Origin of the sequence: Bacillus sp. ISL-51 (genome assembly GCF_018613535.1) — a bacterium.
Classification (GTDB): Bacteria; Bacillota; Bacilli; order Bacillales; family Bacillaceae; genus Bacillus.
The window spans coordinates 295,492-313,148 of the sequence record NZ_JAGGQB010000003.1; the positions used below are offsets into that span (position 1 = coordinate 295,492).

Below are 17,657 nucleotides of genomic sequence, written 5' to 3' on the forward strand. Positions count from 1 at the left end.
GAGCCCACACGTTCAGCTTTTGCGGGAGTGACATGAAAAAAAAGCAGGTTTCGCTGCCTGCTTTTTATTGTTTCAGTATTCATGATTAAGTTCTTTCATAAAAATTCGATCCAGCTGTTTCACTAGTTCGTTCGGCTCTTTGCACATTACATCTTCTAAGGGATGTTCCCAATCTTCGTTTTTAATGAGCTCTATCCCATAGCTTCCTGTCGGGTCTCCCTCGGGATACCACCCAACATCCGGCAGCAAGTTTTTCGTTTTATGAAAAATTTGCGGCAGATCCTGATTAAAATCAAATAACCATGCTTCATCCCCTCAGGATACCATCCTAAATCCAGCATATGACAATCTTTCATAATTTAAAGGTAATAAACCATAAATAAAGGATAACCTCTATATTTCAACATCAGGCGATAGAACTTTTAATTGAAGCTGTGATGAGCGGCAGTTAGTCTAAACGCCAATTTATTCACGTCCTAAAGGTTTTAGATAAATTTTCGTTTTCATATAAAAGCAAACAAAAACCTTGAAGAGCCAGAAGCCACTCAAGGTCATTGATATCATTTGTTTTGAAAATGCGATCGCAGTGCATGCGTTTCAATATCAGCAAGACGGACAGGTATTGGCAGCCTACTTTCTTTCGTAATCAAGCTCATTGTAATGTGATAACTGCTTTCTAAATCTATAAAGTTTCCGCACGACAGAAAAATCGGCTTCACATTTTGTCTTGTTCGCACTGCCCGTCCATACACCTCTTCGTCAATCATAATATCTGTATAAGCTCCGACTTCATTATAAGGCATAATGAAATCATGCCCCTTAATCTTGAGATAAGTTTTTGCAATTCCTATAGTCGGTTTGTTGAGAAAAAATGAAGCATGTGTTGCAATTCCCATATGGTTATAATGAAGATAACCGTTTCCATCAAATAAAAATATATCAGGTTCAGTTCTTAATTGACGAGCAGCTTCTATGATAAGGGGAAGCTCTCGAAACGCAAGGAATCCGGCAGCATACGGCACACTGATCTTGCCTTCACTATGAACTTTTTCAATCACTTCTTTTGTCTGAGCGTTCAGTACGATGATGCTGCAAACTCCATACGTTTCGCCGTCCCGCTCCCAGTAGGCTAAATCGACACCTGCAAATGTTTTTATTGAATGTTTGTTAAACGTATTTGATAAATTGATTCGTTTTTTTAGTTCTAGTTGTATGTCTAAAAACTCGTGACTGTTTTCTGCGTTGAAATCATGAACTTCGTTTAACTTCATAAAGTAAAAAAGATACCTCACTCTCGGCCTAACTGATTATGTGTTTCCCTGCGGGATTCTAAAATTTCGAAATGAGGACTGTTTTTATCTATTTTATACTCTTGTATTACATTTCCTTCTTTATCCCATTGCTTTTCAGAAATAAGTATGGAGTGTTCATAATGTTGCTCACTTTTCTTGCTACCATCTTCAAACCAAGTAACGTTTATCCCTTTTAATTGTCCATAGCGATAATTTTTTTCATTTTTTTTATTTCCATTTTCAAAAAATTCGCGGGTCAGGCCATGAGCCAGGCCATCTTTGTATTCAGTGAAGTAAATGATATTTCCGTTAGGATACAATTCATAAGCGAGACCTGAAAAAGGTTTGCCGCCTTCATCTTCAGGATTATCTAAAATCTCATCACTTTCTGAAGAAAACCATAAATCTTCAAAGTCCACGCCATTTTCTTTTATATCTCTCATACTGTAGTCATTTTCCATACTTTAAAGCCTCCGGAATATAATTTGTATTTTGAGTTATATATTCACAATGCGGACATCTAGGCATAGGAACCCCTTCTGGCATCTTTTTGTTGATTTTTTTAGCACTGACTACATATATCATTAAATCTTTTAAATCAGCATCTTTTCTTTGCAGCAGAGCTTCATTCAGAGCATTAACTTCGGCATGAGAACCTGCTCCAGATGTCTTTATATAGCCTTCTTTGAGCTCTTTAGGCATATTTACTATTCTATCATGAATTACCGGATGCAGTATTTTGGGAGGTACTCCATCAATATTGTTAATACCAAAATAATATTTTCCTGTTTTTTTATCTAATACACCGGCTATAGCTGGACCTCTTTGTTTCTTTGTAAGTCCGGAATCTTTTATTCTGTTTAACTCATTTATGACTTCTGCCCTTAGATTAATTCGATGATGTAAATCATCTTTAGACAATACTCCGTATTTATTTCTTAAATATTGGAGTCTGGTTTTATCTTCCCCACCAATTTCAGGAATTTTGCTGCCTGGTTTTTCGGCAGTAACTTCACTGACTAGTGGAGCATTTTTTTGATATAACTTATCGAAGTAATGAGCAAGACCTGCACCGCCAATCATGGTAATAGATTCCAGCGCTCCTTGCTTCCGTTTTTCTTCTGACACTTGATTTCCGAACATATCCCGGCCTGTGACGGCTTCTGTGAATCCGTTTGAGGCGGCGAGGCCGTAGGCGCCCATTTCCGTCATTTTGAGGATGCCCATTGATTTGCCTGTTTTATAGGCGGCGAGGGCGCGTTCTGCTGCAATGACGGTTTTTCCGGTTTTGTATATGGCTTTTCCGCCTTTAAAGGCCCGGCCCGCCCAGCCGACGACCGGGATGAAGCCCGCTGCCGCCATGGCGCCTGCGGTGATTCGTTCTGCGGCGGATAACGTTTCTCCCGTTACCGGGTCAATCCCTTCAGCTGCTCTTTTATAATCATAGTAGCCGCTGATTTCGCCTGTAAAGGTGCAGATGCCATCCCATGTTTTTTCGTACCACGGCTTATTGGCTTCTGCTTCCTGCTTTTCTTTTAACCGCCGGGCTTCGGCTTGCTGCGCTTTTGCCTCAATATAGGAAGCACCTTGTTTTTCAACTTCTATGGCGCCTTTATAAATGTCATTGCTATGGAAGGCTTTTTTGTCAAAGTACATAGGGGACGCGCTTTTCCCATTGCTAGTCGCCTGCATTAAAACAGAATATTTATTAAGTACGGCATGATCTAAAGCTTCTAAATTTTGATATTCCGCTGTCAGGGAATGGTCAAGCTCTTCAATCGCTGTTACGGTGTCCCGGCTGATGTTTTGGGCCTTTGACATGTCATCAGCGAATTCATCGAGTGAATACGGTTCTAAGGCAATAATATCGCGGATGCCTGATAAAATGGAATCGGCTTCGGCTTTTTGCGCCGACATCATTTCTGACGCTTTTGCCTCTCCGTTGGCAGCCTCATGCTCCAGAAATGATGTTTCTGCATAGGAATCACTGAGGTTTCGGTCTTTTATCTCTCCTGAGATCCCTTTTAAAAAGGCAATTTGAGAGGAGACAAGGGTCAGCCAGCTTTCGGCGATTTCCGCTTGTCCCTGAAAGAAATCTTTAATATTGTCTGCGCCTTTTCCTTTAAAATCGCCATCCAGATCGGCTATGCCTTGAAACGCTTGTTTCAGCGTATTCAGCTGCTCTTCAAGCGCTTCATACTGTTCTTTTCTCTTTGAGGCTTCGTCAATTAAAGATTGTGATTCAAACACTTTGCTCATCTGACTGCCCTTTCTATAGCTATTTTACGGCTATCGCCTCGTCTTGTTCTTTCAGTGAATCTACGTTGTCTTTCACATCGGCAATGTTTTTATGAACGGCTTGTTTATATTCGCCGATCATCGAATGCAGCTTTGCCTCGCGCGAATGAAACTTCGAGGTATAGTCGAGCTTGTTTTTTCCGTTCGACCCGGGACCGGCGATGGAAACAGCCTCCAGGGCGCGGCTGACCGCCTCAAGCTGTTTGATGACCGCGCCGTATTTCAGCTTTATTTCTGCCATTAAAACCAACTCCAGCTTCTTTTAATTGATTGTATTTTTTCTCCTACTGCGTCAATGGCTTCTTCTCCGAGCGTCATCAGGTGCTCTGCCTCTCTCGCGATGCTTCTGGCGGCAAGGAGGCCTCCTTTTTCAATTTCAAGCTGTGTTATCTTTAAACCGATTCGGTACACATAACCGTCGTACTTGTCTCCGACGATTCTGTATGCCTGTGTGTGGGCCTGATCGCGCCGCTCATCAAATTCCTCAGCGAATTTACCGGTCCAATGATGATCCAGATGCGGTCTGAGGATGTCTTTGATTTCAGACATGCCCTCCTCCTGCAGGGATTCTATATGTTTCTTCGCTTCTTCTAATTTTTCTATTTGGTGTTCGATCTCACCCAGTTTATGGCTGATTGTGCTGTTAATATGGCTTAATGTGCTTGAATGGCTCATCTTTTTTTCACCTCGTCTTACTCAAAAAGTCGTACGAAAAGCACAGACTTTTCCATACTATATTTCCATATATTATATTTTAAAATAGACAGAAGATGGCTTAAATAGGTTAAACGGCTTATTTTCATCAGGAGGTATGTTCAGATATAATGCCAAAAGACTTACAAGTCATCCATTCTCACAAGCGCTTTTTAATCATAATTGACCGTGATAAACCTCCTAAAAAAAGAGACAGAAATTTACTGTCTCCTTTGCTGATAGCTATGTCTTGAAACGAGGTGCGAAACCATGACCTTTATCAGCCCTATGATGTGGTTTTTCGTTGTGTATCCTTTTCTGTCCATTTTTGTATTCGGGATCATCGGTACGCTGATTTTCAAAAAACATGCTTTGTGGCTCATGCCGTCTGCCGTCTTGTTATCATTGTTTGTGTTTATGCTGTATTTTGAGGCTTTCGGGTTTGATTTTGTCATTTGGCTTGTCTTGTTTCCTTTACTGACGCTGCTGTCGGGAGCCCTGACCCTTTGGGTGAAGCATTAAGAGCAGTCACAGTTGTATAAAACGCTTGAGAAGTCTTTTTTCTTCAAATCATCAGGTGCGATAAAGAAATTCGCGATTCCCGGGGACCAACTTGTGTAAAGGAAGCATATCCGCCGATTTTGTGGCCGAATCCGCTTTCCTTATATTCGTCATACACATCGTCATCAAATTGCTCGAATTGAAAGTCAGACGGCCGCACCCGTTCAACGGACAGTTCCGGGGTGATTGCAGCCTCAGATTGAAATCGGAAAATCATCATCTTCCTTAACCTGAACAAACGAAAAATCATCAACGAGTTCAGTTTCATCTTCCGTTACATGCTCAAAGTATTTGATCGAAAAACCAGTTTGGCCGCATTGGTCCTCAAAATCCAGCCGCAGACATCATCACTGAATACGTAAAACTGAAGAATACCGGAAACAGGGAAATAAGGAAGCTCCGGCATTTCGGCAAAATTGATTTGGAGGGCAAGCCATTTCATCGGTTTGCCGCTCTCGTCAGCCGGATATGGTTCATGTTTAGGGAAATAGGGTTCCCGTGCGATTTTTTACAGCCATACCGCTCCGTTCTCGCTTTTTTGGACGTGTAATTTTAAAAACGGCCTCGCTGATTTTTCCAGCGTTTGGCGGCTTGCTTCCATCTGCGCAGGCAATTGAAACGATTTTTTTCACTATGTATCACCCTCGTTTACGCTTATCAAAAGAACGGCGCGGGCGGCCAGTCAAGTGCACAATTATGTTGCAGGAATGACGGCTCTTCTTCCGATTGAGACATATTCCACGCCCGCTCGCTCCGCTTCTTCCAGAGAATGGCAGTTTCTTCCGTCGAAAATGATCGGTTCGGCCATCAGCGTATGATAGGACGCTAACGGAAAGTGTTTAATATCTTCCCAGTCCGTCAAAATCATAACTGCATCCGCCCCTCTGACAGCATCTTCAATGGATTCGTGATATTCGACCGCAACAGGGAGCAATTGGGACGCCCGCCCTGAAGCAATCGGATCGTATGCTTTCATACGGGCGTCAAGGGCGGCCAGGCGATTCGCAATAACGATAGACGGCGCATCCCGCATGTCATCCGTATTCGGTTTAAAAGACAGCCCTAATAAGCAAATGGTCTTCCCCGTTACGCCGCCGAGCCTGTTCAGCACTTTATCGACAAGCAAAGACGGCTGGTTATTGTTCACTTTAATGACTGATTTCAGCAGCTCAAAATCATGCGCCACATGTCCGGCAATTTGCACGAGGGCGTTTGTGTCTTTCGGAAAGCATGATCCGCCGTAACCGATGCCGGCTTTTAAAAATTGGTTTCCGATCCGTTTATCCAGCCCCATGCCGTGAGCGACTGACTCAACATCTGCTCCGACTTTTTCACATATATGAGAAATTTCATTGATGAAACTGATTTTTGCCGCTAAAAAGGCGTTTGACGCGTATTTGATCATTTCGGCGCTTCTGATATCTGTATGATAAATCGGGATATCGAACGGTGCGAAAACCCGTTCAAGTGTTTCTCTCGTTTGCAGATCTTCAGCCCCGATCACAATGCGGTCGCCGTGAAAGGTATCGTGAATCGCAGAGCCTTCACGCAGAAATTCAGGATTTGAGGCAATAGAAATCATCACGTCCGCTTTGAGGCGTGAATGAATGATTTCACCGATTCTGTCATTCGTTCCTACGGGCACCGTGCTTTTTGTCACCACGATTGCATCTTTCTCTATATGTTCAGCAATCTGTTCGGCGGCATTTTCAATAGAGGTGAGGTTTGCGTGCCCGTCTTCCTTTTGCGGCGTGCCGACCGCTATAAAAATGACCTCGGCTTCCGCAAGCCCTTTTTCGCAACTGGTTTCAAAGATCAGCCGCCTTTGGCCGATATTTTTTTTCATCATATCTTCAAGGCCCGGTTCAAAGATAGGGGATAATCCCTTTCTCATTTGCTCAACTTTACGTTCGTCAATATCTATGCATGTTACGTAATGGCCGATTTCTGCAAGAGACACTCCCGTCACAAGACCGACGTAGCCTGTTCCGATCACTGTTATCTTCATCGTGTTCCCCCAACCGTTAAGAAATTGCTGCTTGGCAGCTTTACCGTTATTATCATATGAATCCGGCTTCTGTTGAATGCCGGACAGACGTATCCCCAGTCATATGTAGTAAGAACGGCTCCGGCCGCTGATAATAGCATAAGCATAAAAAGATGATCTTGCAAAACAGCCGCTTCTTCCTAGGAAACAGAGGCTGGTACAAAATCATACATATATGCGGGGAAACTTTGTTTTTTATTAAAAAAGACCCCAGCGCTTACGCCGTGCTGCGGGCAGCGGAGGTTCCTTATAGAGAGATTTGTTCTGCAGCAGAAGCGCCGCGTTTTCCGCAAACATGTAAATCAGCTCGGTTCCCGCCTCTTTTTCCAAAACGCCAAGCGCTTCTTGATAACAAAAATTCCTCGTCCCGAGATTATGGGCATCCGATGCCAGAAAATGAATCAGATTGGCCTCAATGAGCCGAAGCGAAAAGGACTTCGCCTTTCTCCCGAATGCTCCGGCAACGCACCCCGCCGTCACTTGGGCGGCCGCGCCTTTTTTCACAAGACTGTACAGCACGGACGGATTTTCGCAGATTTCTCTGTTTCGTTCCGGGTGGGCGATGACAGGAACATAACCGTTCAGCTGCATCTCATAAAAAAGCCTTTCGGCATAGGCCGGAACGTGATCAGCCGGAAACTCCGCCAAAACATATTTCGTATCATGCAGGGGAATCAGAGCGCCTCCTTGAAGATCACGCAGCATTTCTCCGCCTATTCTGATTTCCTGACCGGGAAGAACGCTCAGCGCAATGCCTTCATTATTCAAACGTTTGTTTAACCTTCCGACCGCTTCTCTGACAGTATTCCGGTCAGTGTCATACCTGCCTTTGATGTGATGCGGCGTCGCAATGATCGTATCAATCCCTTGTCTGACGGCCTCTCTTGCCATCTTTAAGCTTTCTGTTTCATGCGCCGCGCCATCATCTATTGAAGGAAGGATGTGACAGTGGATATCAATCAAACCTCAATCCCTCCTATCTTTGCTGTTAAAAATAACGGACCGCGCCCATTATCGGCATCAGTGTCCGTAATAGGCGTAGTCCGAGTGTTTCGTTTGTTTCTTTCCGTTCATGACTGCTCCGATAAGCTTGCTTCGGCATGAAACAAGTGCGTCTTTTGCCTTGGCTGCTTTTTCTTTGTCGGTTTTTCCGCTTGAAATCACCATGATAGAACCGTCTGTATAGCTGCCCAAAATTTTTGTATCCGCTGCGGCCAGCACGGGCGGCGTGTCTAAAATCACTTTATCGTAAATGGCGCCGGCTTCAGCGAGCACGGCTTTCATTGCCTTTGTTGATAATAGCTCCGCCGGGTTTGGCGGGATCGGTCCGCTCGTTAAAATATCAAGATTGGCTTCCCCGGACGGCAGGACGGCTTTCTTAAACGGGATTTGGTTTAACAATAGCGACGTTAAGCCGGTTCCGTTGTCCAATTTAAAAGTGAAGTGCACAGTCGGTTTCCGTAAATCCGCGTCAACTAAGAGCACTTTTTTTCCCTGCTGCGCAAACACGACGGCAAGATTAGCGGCCGTTGTTGATTTTCCTTCTTCCGGCCCGGCCGATGTGATCATGAGCGATTTCACTTCTGTGTCGATAGAAGAAAACTCGATATTCGTGCGAATGGTTCGATATTGCTCTGAATTGATCGACTTTGGCTCTGACATCGTGATCACGCTGCGTTTGTTAAGCTTATTTTTTCTACGCGTCAACATGTTCACTCCCCGCGTGTTTTGATTCAGCCCCTTTCAGGCTCTTGGCTGGGTTTTCTTTGGTGCTGATTGAAGTAACCGTTCCCAAAATGGGGATGTCCAGCAGTGATTCCAGCTGCTCCTCCGATTTGATCGTATTGTCCAAATATTCCAGTAAAAAGGCAAGGCCGATCCCTCCCAGCAGCCCAAGTGCAAACGCAATCGCGATATTCAGGCTGCGTTTAGGCTCCACAGGTGAGGGGCTGTCCGACACTTCCGCTTTTGAAAGAATGCTGACATTGTCCACATTCATGATGGATGTGATCTTGTGCTGAAAGACTGAAGCAACCGTATTTGCCATATCAGCCGCCCGTTTTGCATCCGTATCCCGCACCGCGATCGTCACGACTTGGGAATCCTGCTCGCTGGATACCGTGATTTTAGAATCCAGCTCTTTTGAAGTCATCGAAAGATTCATGTCTTTGATCACCTCATCAAGAATGGCCGGGCTTTTAATGATGACATTATACGTGTTGATTAATTGGAGGTTGGTTTGAACGTCATTAAATTGGACTTCTTTCTGATCGTTTTTTGATTGATTGACCAATATTTGGGTTGAGTTTTCATAGACCGGCGTAAGAGCGAAGAAACTGATGAATGCGCCTGCGGCAACAGCCGCTGCGGTTATGATAAGTATAAGCAGCAGACGCTTTCGCAGTACTGAGACGATTTCCTTTAAGCTTTTAGATTCTCCCATATAACCTCCATATCAGCTTGATACATTGAGATGTATTCCTATTCCCTCCAATTAACTTTTTTCCAATTATGATTATACAGCTTTGAACCGCCATTTCTAACCTTTTCAAGTGACAACATTCGACAAATATAGACAATTGCTTCTATTCCGATTATTCTTGTAAGCGCTTCACAAACTGATATGACCACGGCTTTATTTTTTGTTATTCGGAATTTATTCAATAAAAAAATCCCGAAGCTTAAGCTCGCGGGACCTTTATGTTGCATATCCATTTTTAATATGAGAAATCAAATTCTCAAGCATTTCTTTTGTGGTCATCTCAGAGGACTGCTCACCAATGTCGTGCGCATGCATTAAAATCTTCAGAAACTCCTCTTGATTTAACTTCGTGTTCTTCATCATTCGTTTCCTTTCGTCTTCCATTAAATTGAAAACAAGATTATTATATGCTGTCGGATGCTGTTTTGCAATCTCTAATACATCATTCGACACATCCGGGTTTTTATGTCCTTTTTTAGGAAAAACTTTTTCCCGGCCACGTGTTGCGATATAATAGAGGAATTGGAATCTTTTTATTTTGTGACTCGGTTAGGAGCGATAATCATGCTTCAGGATATGATTTCTAAAGAAGATGTGCTGGCTGCGGCTGAACAGCTGAAGGAACTTCTCCCTTACAACGAAGAAAATGTTCAGCTGATTAAAAAGGCACTCATTTTATATCGGCAGGATTCGGTCTATCGTTTACAGGCAGCAGGCCCGACAGAGGTTTCTGCTTATGTCCGGGACGTTATGCCTGTGCGGGTCACGCTGAACTTGTTTCTTATCGTGAAAAGCGGCTGTTCATGCCCATCAGACACGATCTGCCGCCACGTGCTGGCCGCTTTTTTATATGTATATGCAATGTTTGAGCGGGTCGGTTCCTTTACGGAGCATTGGCTTGAGAGAGAAAAGCTTGAGGAAAGCAAGGAGCTCATCCGCCGGCAGTTTCAGGAAAAGGTGCTGCCTAATGAAGAGTCGCTGTCAAGCTGGCTGGCTTTTTTCGAATCTGAATACTCGCTGTGGGAAGCGCGGACGCCGGACGGAAGCCAAACGATGCAAGGGCTTTACTACGGCTACCTGTCAGCGCTCAAAAAACATGCCCCGAAAAAACCCGAGCTGAAAAGCTTATATCAAATACATTCGGCTCTTGCCGTCTGGCTTCACATGTTTACGCTGATGGAGTCAGGCAAATTGGATGCCGAGAAAGATTTCTACAGCATGAATCCGTATGTGGAGCAGCTGATGGATACGATTTACACTTCCATTGACAGATTGAAAACGTACGCCCTGTCTTTTTCGCTTGATCCCTTTTTGGATCGGACACCCCCTGTATTGCGCAAGCTGCTGTTTAAGGAGGATCTCTTCCAATATGAACGCCTCCGGGTATTCGGTGAAATTTGGAGCGCACTTCTTAACCGGCCGAAATGGGTGGCGCGTGAACAGGAAATTCTCGCAAAAGAAGCAGGACGCCGCTTTTCACCTGAAGTGCGATTCGGAAGGCTTCATTTGGCGTTTTTGCAGAAAGACGATGAAGCTGTGTTTGAAGAAATCACCCGCTTTCCACCTGACGCGCTGCCGTATACGTTCCAATGGCTGAGTGAGCTTGGCGCGAAAAAAGACTGGAAGCGGCTGAAAACATGGTACGGACATATCGAACCCCTGGCGGTGAATTATACGAAGCTTGATAAGCCGTTTAAAGAAATGCGCGAGTGTATAGGCGAGCTGTTTGTCATGCTGTCAGACTATGCCAAGCATTCTCATGACGATTCGCTGTTTGAACGATTTGCTTCAGGCTGCCTTCCCTATACGTTTACAGAATACAGCCAGTACTTGTACGAAAAACGGCGGTATGCGGAGTGGGTGGAGATTCACAGCCTCGTCGGCTTTTCCGTATGGGAAATTGAAAAGAACATTCTTAAGGAGATTGCCGCAAACGATCCGGAAGCTCTCATCCCCTCCTATCACAGAGCGGCCGCCTTTTTTATCGACCAAAAAAACCGCAATGCTTACAAAGAGGCTGCCCGCCATTTGAAAAAACTGCGGACATTATATAAAAAGGCAAAAAAACAGCAGGTATGGGAGCGGTATATCAACCAGCTGAGCGGCAGCTACAAACGGCTCCGCGCCCTTCAAGAAGAATTGCAGAAAGGAAAGTTGATTGATGGCGAGTCTTAAGGAGATTTTCATTCATGTTGAACAAATGGAAGATTGGACATTTACGCTGTCAAGCTATGATGAAAAAGAACAGCCGCTTACTCTCAGCCAAATGAAGACCCATTTGTTCCAGTGGCATGAGTCCACATTTTACGGAACGTTTCTTGAAGACGTCAGCTTCATCGGCACCCCGGCGGTTTTGCTCAGCCCGTGGATGACGGTCGAGCTGCTCGGCAAAAACTCGTTCAACTCATTCAGTACCGTACAGCTGACAAAAGAAACGGAGCCATTGATCGAAGCGGCTTCCACCATATATGAATTTATCGCGGACGGCGATTTTCTGCCGGATTATGAAGCATGGAAAAATGGAGTGTTGCGCTGGAAGGATCGTGAGCTGCTATTGGAAGGGTTTACGGCAGATTGGTTTTCCGCCGCCGTTCAGGACTACATTCAGTATCATGATGACCTCCGGAAAAAATGGCAGAATATCGAAACCCGGTCGCCGGCGGTTCATACGTTCAGAGGGTCCTTTTTGGATGAGGATGATTTTCTGGAGGGGATCGGCTGGCATGACGACCTGACGCCGTTTACCGTCGGGCTTCGGTTAAACGAGCCTGATTTTGACGGTGACGACTGGAAAATCGAAGTGTTTTTACGTGATAAAAAAAGCGGCGGCATTACCTTTTTCGACGGATTGAAGGGACTGAAAAAATTGTGGCAGGCGTACAGCGGCAAAATCGCGCGCGAACAGGACCGATTTCACAGAACGGTCCCCTGGCTTTCGTTTGATTCGGGGACGACCCTCATTTCTGAGGAAGAGGCGTGGATTTTCTTATCGGAAGCGAGTGAGACGCTTGTCGACATGGGTGTGGAGATTCTCCTCCCATCCTGGTGGCAGATTGTCAGAGACAGCAATATGATGCTTAAAGCGAAAGTGTCTTCCGCGCCGCGGGGCGAGTCCTTCGTCGGCATGAACGCGCTGCTGGATTTCAACTGGCGGTTCGCCACAAACGGCATTGAGCTGACAGAGGATGAGTTTAATGAGCTTGTCGCAAGCAACAGGCGGCTTGTCAATATACGCGGTCAGTGGGTGAAAATTGATCCGCAATTCATTAAACAGATGAAAAAGCTGATGGAAAAAGCGGAATCAGAAGGCCTTCATATGTCCGATGTATTGGCACGCGAGCTGATGGATCAGAATGAAGGCGGAGCCGAGGACGCTGAATTCATTGACTCGTCAGCGTTTGCCGGCATTCAAATTGAACTGTCAAAGCAGCTTAGAAGCTTGATTCGTAAACTGACGAACGCGGCGGATCTTCCGGAGCATGAAGTCAGCCCGGCTTTTCAAGGTGAGCTCCGCCCTTATCAGACATACGGCATGAACTGGCTCCTGTTTTTGCGGGAGAACGGCTTTGGCGCCTGCCTCGCCGATGATATGGGTCTTGGAAAGACAATTCAAATGATCGCCTATTTTCTCCATGTGAAGGAGAGCGGGCGGCAAAAAACACCGGCCCTGATCATTGCGCCGACATCGGTGCTCGGCAACTGGCAGCGTGAGCTTCAGACGTTTGCGCCGCAGCTGAAAGCCGCGCTCCATTACGGGCCGCGCCGCCCGAAGGAAGATACGTTTGCCGCAGCTTATGAAGACGCGGATGTCGTCCTCACGTCTTACGGTTTGTCGCACGCCGATCACGAGGAGCTTTCCTCCGTGACGTGGAGCACAATCTGTCTTGATGAAGCACAGAATATTAAAAACGCACACACGAAACAGTCACGCGCGATCAGAAAGCTGAGAGGCGTCCATCATATCGCGCTGAGCGGAACCCCGATGGAAAACCGCCTGACAGAGCTTTGGTCGATCTTTGATTTTATGAACAAAGGATATCTCGGCAGCCTGACCGGCTTTCATAAACGCTATGTCCTGCCGATTGAAAAAGACCGGGATGAAAAAAGAATCGGGCAGCTGCAGCAGTTAATCCGCCCGTTTTTATTGCGGCGGACAAAACGCGATGAAGAAGTGGCGCTCAATCTCCCTGACAAGCTTGAAGAAAAAGAATTCATTCCGCTGTCTGCCGAACAGGCGTCGCTTTATGAACAGCTTGTCAAAGATACGTTTGAGCATATGGCTTCTTTAACCGGCATGCAGCGGAAAGCACTGATTTTGAGCATGCTCGGGCGACTGAAGCAAATATGCGACCATCCCGCACTCTATTTAAAGGAAGAGCAGACCGAACTGTTAGCCGGGAGATCCGTAAAACTGGAAAAGCTGCTTGAATTGATGGCGGCTATCCGGGAACAGGGCGAAAGCTGTCTCATTTTCACCCAGTACATCCAGATGGGCAACATGATGAAACGCCTTCTGGAAAAAACATTCGGGAAACCGGTTCAGTTTTTAAACGGGAGCCTTTCCAAGCAGGAACGCGATTCTCTCGTTGAACGCTTTCAAAAGAAGGAGTATCCGACGCTCATCCTGTCACTGAAAGCAGGCGGCACCGGACTGAATCTCACGGCCGCCAATCACGTCATCCATTATGACAGATGGTGGAATCCCGCGGTTGAAAATCAAGCAACTGACCGCGCCTACAGAATCGGTCAGGAGCGGTTTGTCCACGTTCATAAATTAATTACAACGGGGACAATTGAAGAAAAAATCGATTTGATGCTTGAAACGAAACAAACACTGAATGACCAGATTATCCAAAGTGAGAATTGGATTACCGAGCTTTCGTCCGAAGAGCTTGAAGAATTATTTACACTCAGCGCCTCGGCGCAATCACACTGATGACAAAAAGGCCGGCTCTCTAATTGAGAGCCGGCCTTTTATACGTCCTTACTGTTACGCCGCATTTGCCATGAATGCGTCACGCCAGTCATGAACAGTATAGCCAAACCTGTTACAGTAAATTCTTTATCATATACGCGATGCCGTTTTGGTCATTTGTCAATGTGACGGCGTCAGCGATTTCCTTAATATCTTCCCGCGCGTTTCCCATCGCCACCCCTATTCCGGCAGCCTGAAGCATTGAATAATCATTTAAGCTGTCACCGACTGCTGCTGTTTCAGCCATTGGTATGCCGAGCCTTTTTGCCAGCCGTTTGAGCGCCTGCCCTTTAGAAGCGTTCCGGGCGGACAGCTCAAAATTGTGGTCTGCTGAACTGACCAAAGTCAGGTCCTCTTGATCTCGGAATCGGTCCCATCCCGCTTTCAGCTTCTTTTCGTCAAATGAAAAACCAAGGATATTGTAGAATTCCAGATGTTCTTTTGTCTCAAACAGCTCCCGGTATGATTGAATGTAAGCAAAACCGGACTGGCTGTATTGCACCTCTGCCGCCTGCTGCAAAACGGAAAGATCAGTGTCAGGATTGGCGCTTTTCACCCGGTCAATCTCGATGTCAAGCAGCTGCCGCCCTGTTTCAGGCGTATAGATGGCCTGATTCGTAAATACCTCATAATAATATTCCTCGTTTTCAAGCCAGGACAAAATATCACGGGCTCTTGACGTTTGAATCGTTTCACAGTGGTACAGGCTTCCGTCAGGGGCATGGATAGCGGCCCCGTTTGCGCTGATGACCCACGTTTTTATTCCGAGCGGTTCAAATATGGACAACACGTCAAAATGAGCGCGTCCGGTTGAAACGACAATTTCGGTCCCTGCCTGCTGTGCTTCTTTTAAAACCTGCTCGTTTTCAGTGCTCACTTGGTGCCTGCTGTTCAGCAGTGTGCCGTCCAAATCAATGGCAATCAGTTTCACATGTCCTCATCCTCTTCTTCAGAATCAGTTACAAGCAATTCTACGCCGTGCCGGTTGAGCAAATCGCAAAAATCCTGATCAGGCAGCCGATCCGTAATCAGCAGGTCAATTTCGCTTAATGATGCATATTGGTAAAAACTCGTACGGCCAAGCTTGGAATGATCACTTAAAACGATCACCTGCTTCGCCTGCCGGATCATTTTCCGCTTGACCATGCCGTCCTCTTCATGCGGAATGGTAAGCCCGTGCTCTGAAATGCCGACAACGCCAATCAGCACTTTATCGGCGTGATAATCCCCCAATTTTTCTACGACGGAAGCGCCGTATAAAAACCGGTGTTCCTTTTGCAGCTTGCCGCCAAGCAAATGGATGTCTATTCCCTTTTTTGCAGAGAGGATTTCCGCTTGATTGATCGAATTTGTAATAACAAGACAATCGGTGACATTTAAATGCTCGGCGCAAGCCTGAACGGTTGTCGACGTATCCAGTATGATCCGGTCGCCTTCATGGATTAACGATGCGGCCAGCTTGCCGATTTTATTTTTTTCTTCAGAAACGGTTTTCAGCCGCCCTGAATAGCCTTGTATTTCCTGATGCTTGGCCGGCAGTATGGCGCCGCCCCGTGTCCTGATAATGGCCTGCTGCTCTTCCAGCTTCACCAGATCCCGCCTGGCCGTGTCTCTTGAAATGCGGAGCAGCGAACAAATTTGTTCTGCCGTAATTCGCTGATGCTGTTTCAAATAATCCATAATCGCAATCAGTCTTTCTTCTTGGTACACGTCCTCATTCCTTTTCCTTCACTCATCTGTAAGTAATTATAAGTTTTTAGTTAAAAATAATCAATCAAATTAAGTGTTATTAAGTGAAATTGCTTCTTTATAACCATTTTTTAGTCCAAACTTAAAAAACCAGTCTTTCGACTGGCGAATGCGAGGGGGTATTGCGGGGTCCGCCGTTAAGGCGGGAAAAAGAGAGGAAAAGCAAGTTACTCAGCAAGCGGTTCCCTTGGTTTTTGATCCATAAAACGAACGGTATCAGCCATTACCTCAGTTACGTAAACTTTCACGCCGTCTGCTTTTTCATAACTTCTCGTCTGTATTCTGCCGCTTACGCCGACTATTGACCCTTTTTGACAATAAAGCGCGGTGTTTTCAGCTGTCTTTCTCCAGAGGGTGCAGTTGACGAAGTCTGCTTCCGTTTCTCCTGACGCGCTTTTAAAACTGCGGCTTACCGCCAATGTAATATGGACGACAGCCGTGCCGGCCGATGTAAAACGCAGCTCAGGATCTTTAGTCAGCCGGCCGACCAGCATTACATGATTAAACAAGCCGTATCCTCCTCTCCTTTCGAGGCTGGCTCTATTGTAGAACATGTCTTTCCAAAAGAAAAAAGCGGAAAATGGTGTTTTCTGCTTGGGCCGTTCTTATGTTTTCGCTTTTCTTTCTGACAAAAAAAATTTCTGCTTTTTTCCGCCTATGTAATATGTATTTTTCAGAAATCGCGAGAATAATTTCGTTCTGAACCAGTCATTCTCACTCATGCGGACAAACCTTCCGCCGTCCCATGCGAACCAGTGAAAACTCAGCTTTTTTTCAGGCAGTGAAAGCTGAATTTTATACTGTTCCATGCGGTCCTTTGTTTCATATAAAAATACGACATTTCCCTTCCTGTTAAGATGCACCTCACAATCTTCCTTTTTGCATACTAAGTAAGTCTTATCGTGTCCCCGGCGCGAGTACCCTTCTATATAGATTTCCTTCAGGCGCAATTGGTTCATAAGCATCTCTCCATGACAATATTCTTTTACATTATAATGAAAAAATAGAAATGATTAAATGTGCAACAGCTACAAAAGAAGAAGAGGCATGTTTTGCAGGATTTTTCCGGCAAAAATGATATGTGTTATAATAAATGAACGAAATCCATGGCAACAGGGGTGAAAAAAGATGAAAACCTTTAAACTGGTTGATCTGAATGTGGAACGATTAGATAAAGAAGGTCAGCCGCTTGAGCAGTTTCCCCTTATAGACGGACTGATTATTAATAAAGAAGACGGTGAAAATCACTGGTTAATTGAAGCTCTTGTCCCGGCCGAACACCTCTCCTTTTTTCAACAGCTGATGCAAAGCAAAAAAGAAGCGAAAGTGTTTGTCACCATTACGAAAAAGAGCAACCGTCCCGCTCAGCTGACGGGAAGCATAAAAAACATCGTCGAACTGGAAAGAAGCATTTCAGTCTTAATTTACGGTCAAATGGTCTCGAGAAATCATCCGGGATCGGAAAGCATTTTGGAGTCGCTCGTGAAAGAGGGCTACACAGGCAGCCGCTTAATTGAAGCGTTTAAACAAAAATTATAAAGACAGCAAAAGGCCGGACGT

General features: G+C 45.4%; 18 protein-coding genes and 2 pseudogenes. 4 read left to right on the top strand and 16 right to left on the bottom strand.

Annotation, left to right across the window (positions count from 1 at the left end):
* Window positions 1-72 precede the first annotated feature (72 nt).
* The 6 genes and pseudogenes from J7E26_RS18170 to J7E26_RS03090 all read right to left on the bottom strand — a co-directional run.
* A pseudogene (locus J7E26_RS18170) lies at window positions 73-312 on the bottom strand (hypothetical protein); the annotation flags it as partial.
* 248 nt (window positions 313-560) lie between these two features.
* Window positions 561-1,271, bottom strand: a complete 711-nt coding sequence (locus J7E26_RS03070) for an endonuclease V (RefSeq protein ID WP_214802303.1) — start codon at window positions 1,269-1,271, stop codon at window positions 561-563.
* A 17-nt stretch (window positions 1,272-1,288) separates the two neighbouring features.
* Window positions 1,289-1,753: a toxin-antitoxin system YwqK family antitoxin gene (locus J7E26_RS03075; protein ID WP_214802301.1), complete on the bottom strand. Its 465-nt coding sequence runs from the start codon at window positions 1,751-1,753 to the stop codon at window positions 1,289-1,291.
* On the bottom strand, window positions 1,743-3,551 hold the full coding sequence (locus tag J7E26_RS03080) for a T7SS effector LXG polymorphic toxin (RefSeq protein WP_214802298.1): 1,809 nt from the start codon (window positions 3,549-3,551) through the stop codon (window positions 1,743-1,745). Before J7E26_RS03080 ends, J7E26_RS03075 begins: the two co-directional genes overlap by 11 nt.
* 19 nt (window positions 3,552-3,570) lie before the next feature.
* Window positions 3,571-3,831 carry a YwqI/YxiC family protein gene (locus tag J7E26_RS03085; protein WP_214802295.1) on the bottom strand — a complete coding sequence of 87 codons (261 nt, stop codon included), beginning with the start codon at window positions 3,829-3,831 and terminating at the stop codon, window positions 3,571-3,573.
* Entirely contained in the window at window positions 3,831-4,265 is a 435-nt protein-coding gene (locus tag J7E26_RS03090) for a YwqH-like family protein (protein WP_214802293.1), read from the bottom strand. The genes J7E26_RS03085 and J7E26_RS03090 overlap by 1 nt, the downstream gene beginning before the upstream one ends.
* Before the next feature lie 288 nt (window positions 4,266-4,553).
* Between J7E26_RS03090 and J7E26_RS03095 the strand changes: the two genes are divergently transcribed.
* Window positions 4,554-4,805, top strand: coding sequence for a hypothetical protein (locus tag J7E26_RS03095; protein ID WP_214802291.1), 252 nt, complete (start codon window positions 4,554-4,556; stop codon window positions 4,803-4,805).
* Here the strand turns inward: J7E26_RS03095 and J7E26_RS03100 are convergent.
* The 6 genes and pseudogenes from J7E26_RS03100 to J7E26_RS03125 all read right to left on the bottom strand — a co-directional run bounded on the left by J7E26_RS03100 (window position 4,802) and on the right by J7E26_RS03125 (window position 9,733).
* Window positions 4,802-5,286: pseudogene (locus tag J7E26_RS03100) on the bottom strand (DUF1963 domain-containing protein). The gene J7E26_RS03095 and the pseudogene J7E26_RS03100 sit on opposite strands and share 4 nt — an antisense overlap.
* A gap of 252 nt (window positions 5,287-5,538) precedes the next feature.
* Window positions 5,539-6,852 carry a UDP-glucose dehydrogenase family protein gene (locus J7E26_RS03105; protein ID WP_214802290.1) on the bottom strand — a complete coding sequence of 438 codons (1,314 nt, stop codon included), beginning with the start codon at window positions 6,850-6,852 and terminating at the stop codon, window positions 5,539-5,541.
* 237 nt (window positions 6,853-7,089) lie between these two features.
* Window positions 7,090-7,854: a tyrosine-protein phosphatase gene (locus tag J7E26_RS03110; RefSeq protein WP_214802288.1), complete on the bottom strand. Its 765-nt coding sequence runs from the start codon at window positions 7,852-7,854 to the stop codon at window positions 7,090-7,092.
* 57 nt (window positions 7,855-7,911) lie between these two features.
* Window positions 7,912-8,601, bottom strand: a complete 690-nt coding sequence (locus J7E26_RS03115) for a CpsD/CapB family tyrosine-protein kinase (RefSeq protein WP_214802286.1) — start codon at window positions 8,599-8,601, stop codon at window positions 7,912-7,914.
* Window positions 8,588-9,334: a protein-tyrosine kinase activator TkmA gene (tkmA, locus tag J7E26_RS03120; RefSeq protein ID WP_214802284.1), complete on the bottom strand. Its 747-nt coding sequence runs from the start codon at window positions 9,332-9,334 to the stop codon at window positions 8,588-8,590. Before tkmA ends, J7E26_RS03115 begins: the two co-directional genes overlap by 14 nt.
* A gap of 255 nt (window positions 9,335-9,589) precedes the next feature.
* Window positions 9,590-9,733, bottom strand: a complete 144-nt coding sequence (locus J7E26_RS03125) for a YwzD family small protein (RefSeq protein WP_156476250.1) — start codon at window positions 9,731-9,733, stop codon at window positions 9,590-9,592.
* 204 nt (window positions 9,734-9,937) lie between these two features.
* Here J7E26_RS03125 and J7E26_RS03130 point away from each other — a divergent pair, with 204 nt between their 5' ends.
* Both J7E26_RS03130 and J7E26_RS03135 read left to right on the top strand, forming a co-directional pair.
* Complete coding sequence (locus tag J7E26_RS03130) at window positions 9,938-11,548, top strand: SWIM zinc finger family protein (RefSeq protein WP_214802282.1); 1,611 nt, start codon at window positions 9,938-9,940, stop codon at window positions 11,546-11,548.
* Window positions 11,535-14,309: a DEAD/DEAH box helicase gene (locus tag J7E26_RS03135; protein WP_214802281.1), complete on the top strand. Its 2,775-nt coding sequence runs from the start codon at window positions 11,535-11,537 to the stop codon at window positions 14,307-14,309. The genes J7E26_RS03130 and J7E26_RS03135 overlap by 14 nt, the downstream gene beginning before the upstream one ends.
* Window positions 14,310-14,421: 112 nt before the next feature.
* On the opposite strand, the gene J7E26_RS03140 is transcribed toward J7E26_RS03135, so the two are convergent.
* The 4 genes from J7E26_RS03140 to J7E26_RS03155 all read right to left on the bottom strand — a co-directional run bounded on the left by J7E26_RS03140 (window position 14,422) and on the right by J7E26_RS03155 (window position 17,056).
* Window positions 14,422-15,279, bottom strand: coding sequence for a Cof-type HAD-IIB family hydrolase (locus J7E26_RS03140; RefSeq protein ID WP_214802280.1), 858 nt, complete (start codon window positions 15,277-15,279; stop codon window positions 14,422-14,424).
* Complete coding sequence (locus J7E26_RS03145) at window positions 15,276-16,058, bottom strand: transcriptional regulator GlcR (RefSeq protein ID WP_214802279.1); 783 nt, start codon at window positions 16,056-16,058, stop codon at window positions 15,276-15,278. The genes J7E26_RS03140 and J7E26_RS03145 overlap by 4 nt, the downstream gene beginning before the upstream one ends.
* Before the next feature lie 206 nt (window positions 16,059-16,264).
* Window positions 16,265-16,606, bottom strand: a complete 342-nt coding sequence (gene ssbB, locus J7E26_RS03150; protein WP_214802278.1) for a single-stranded DNA-binding protein — start codon at window positions 16,604-16,606, stop codon at window positions 16,265-16,267.
* Between the two features lie 96 nt (window positions 16,607-16,702).
* Window positions 16,703-17,056 carry a hypothetical protein gene (locus J7E26_RS03155; RefSeq protein WP_214802276.1) on the bottom strand — a complete coding sequence of 118 codons (354 nt, stop codon included), beginning with the start codon at window positions 17,054-17,056 and terminating at the stop codon, window positions 16,703-16,705.
* 169 nt (window positions 17,057-17,225) lie between these two features.
* Between J7E26_RS03155 and J7E26_RS03160 the strand changes: the two genes are divergently transcribed.
* The gene (locus J7E26_RS03160) at window positions 17,226-17,636 is read left to right on the top strand and encodes a YwpF-like family protein (RefSeq protein WP_214802274.1); all 411 of its coding nucleotides are present in this window, start codon (window positions 17,226-17,228) and stop codon (window positions 17,634-17,636) included.
* Window positions 17,637-17,657: the final 21 nt, after the last annotated feature.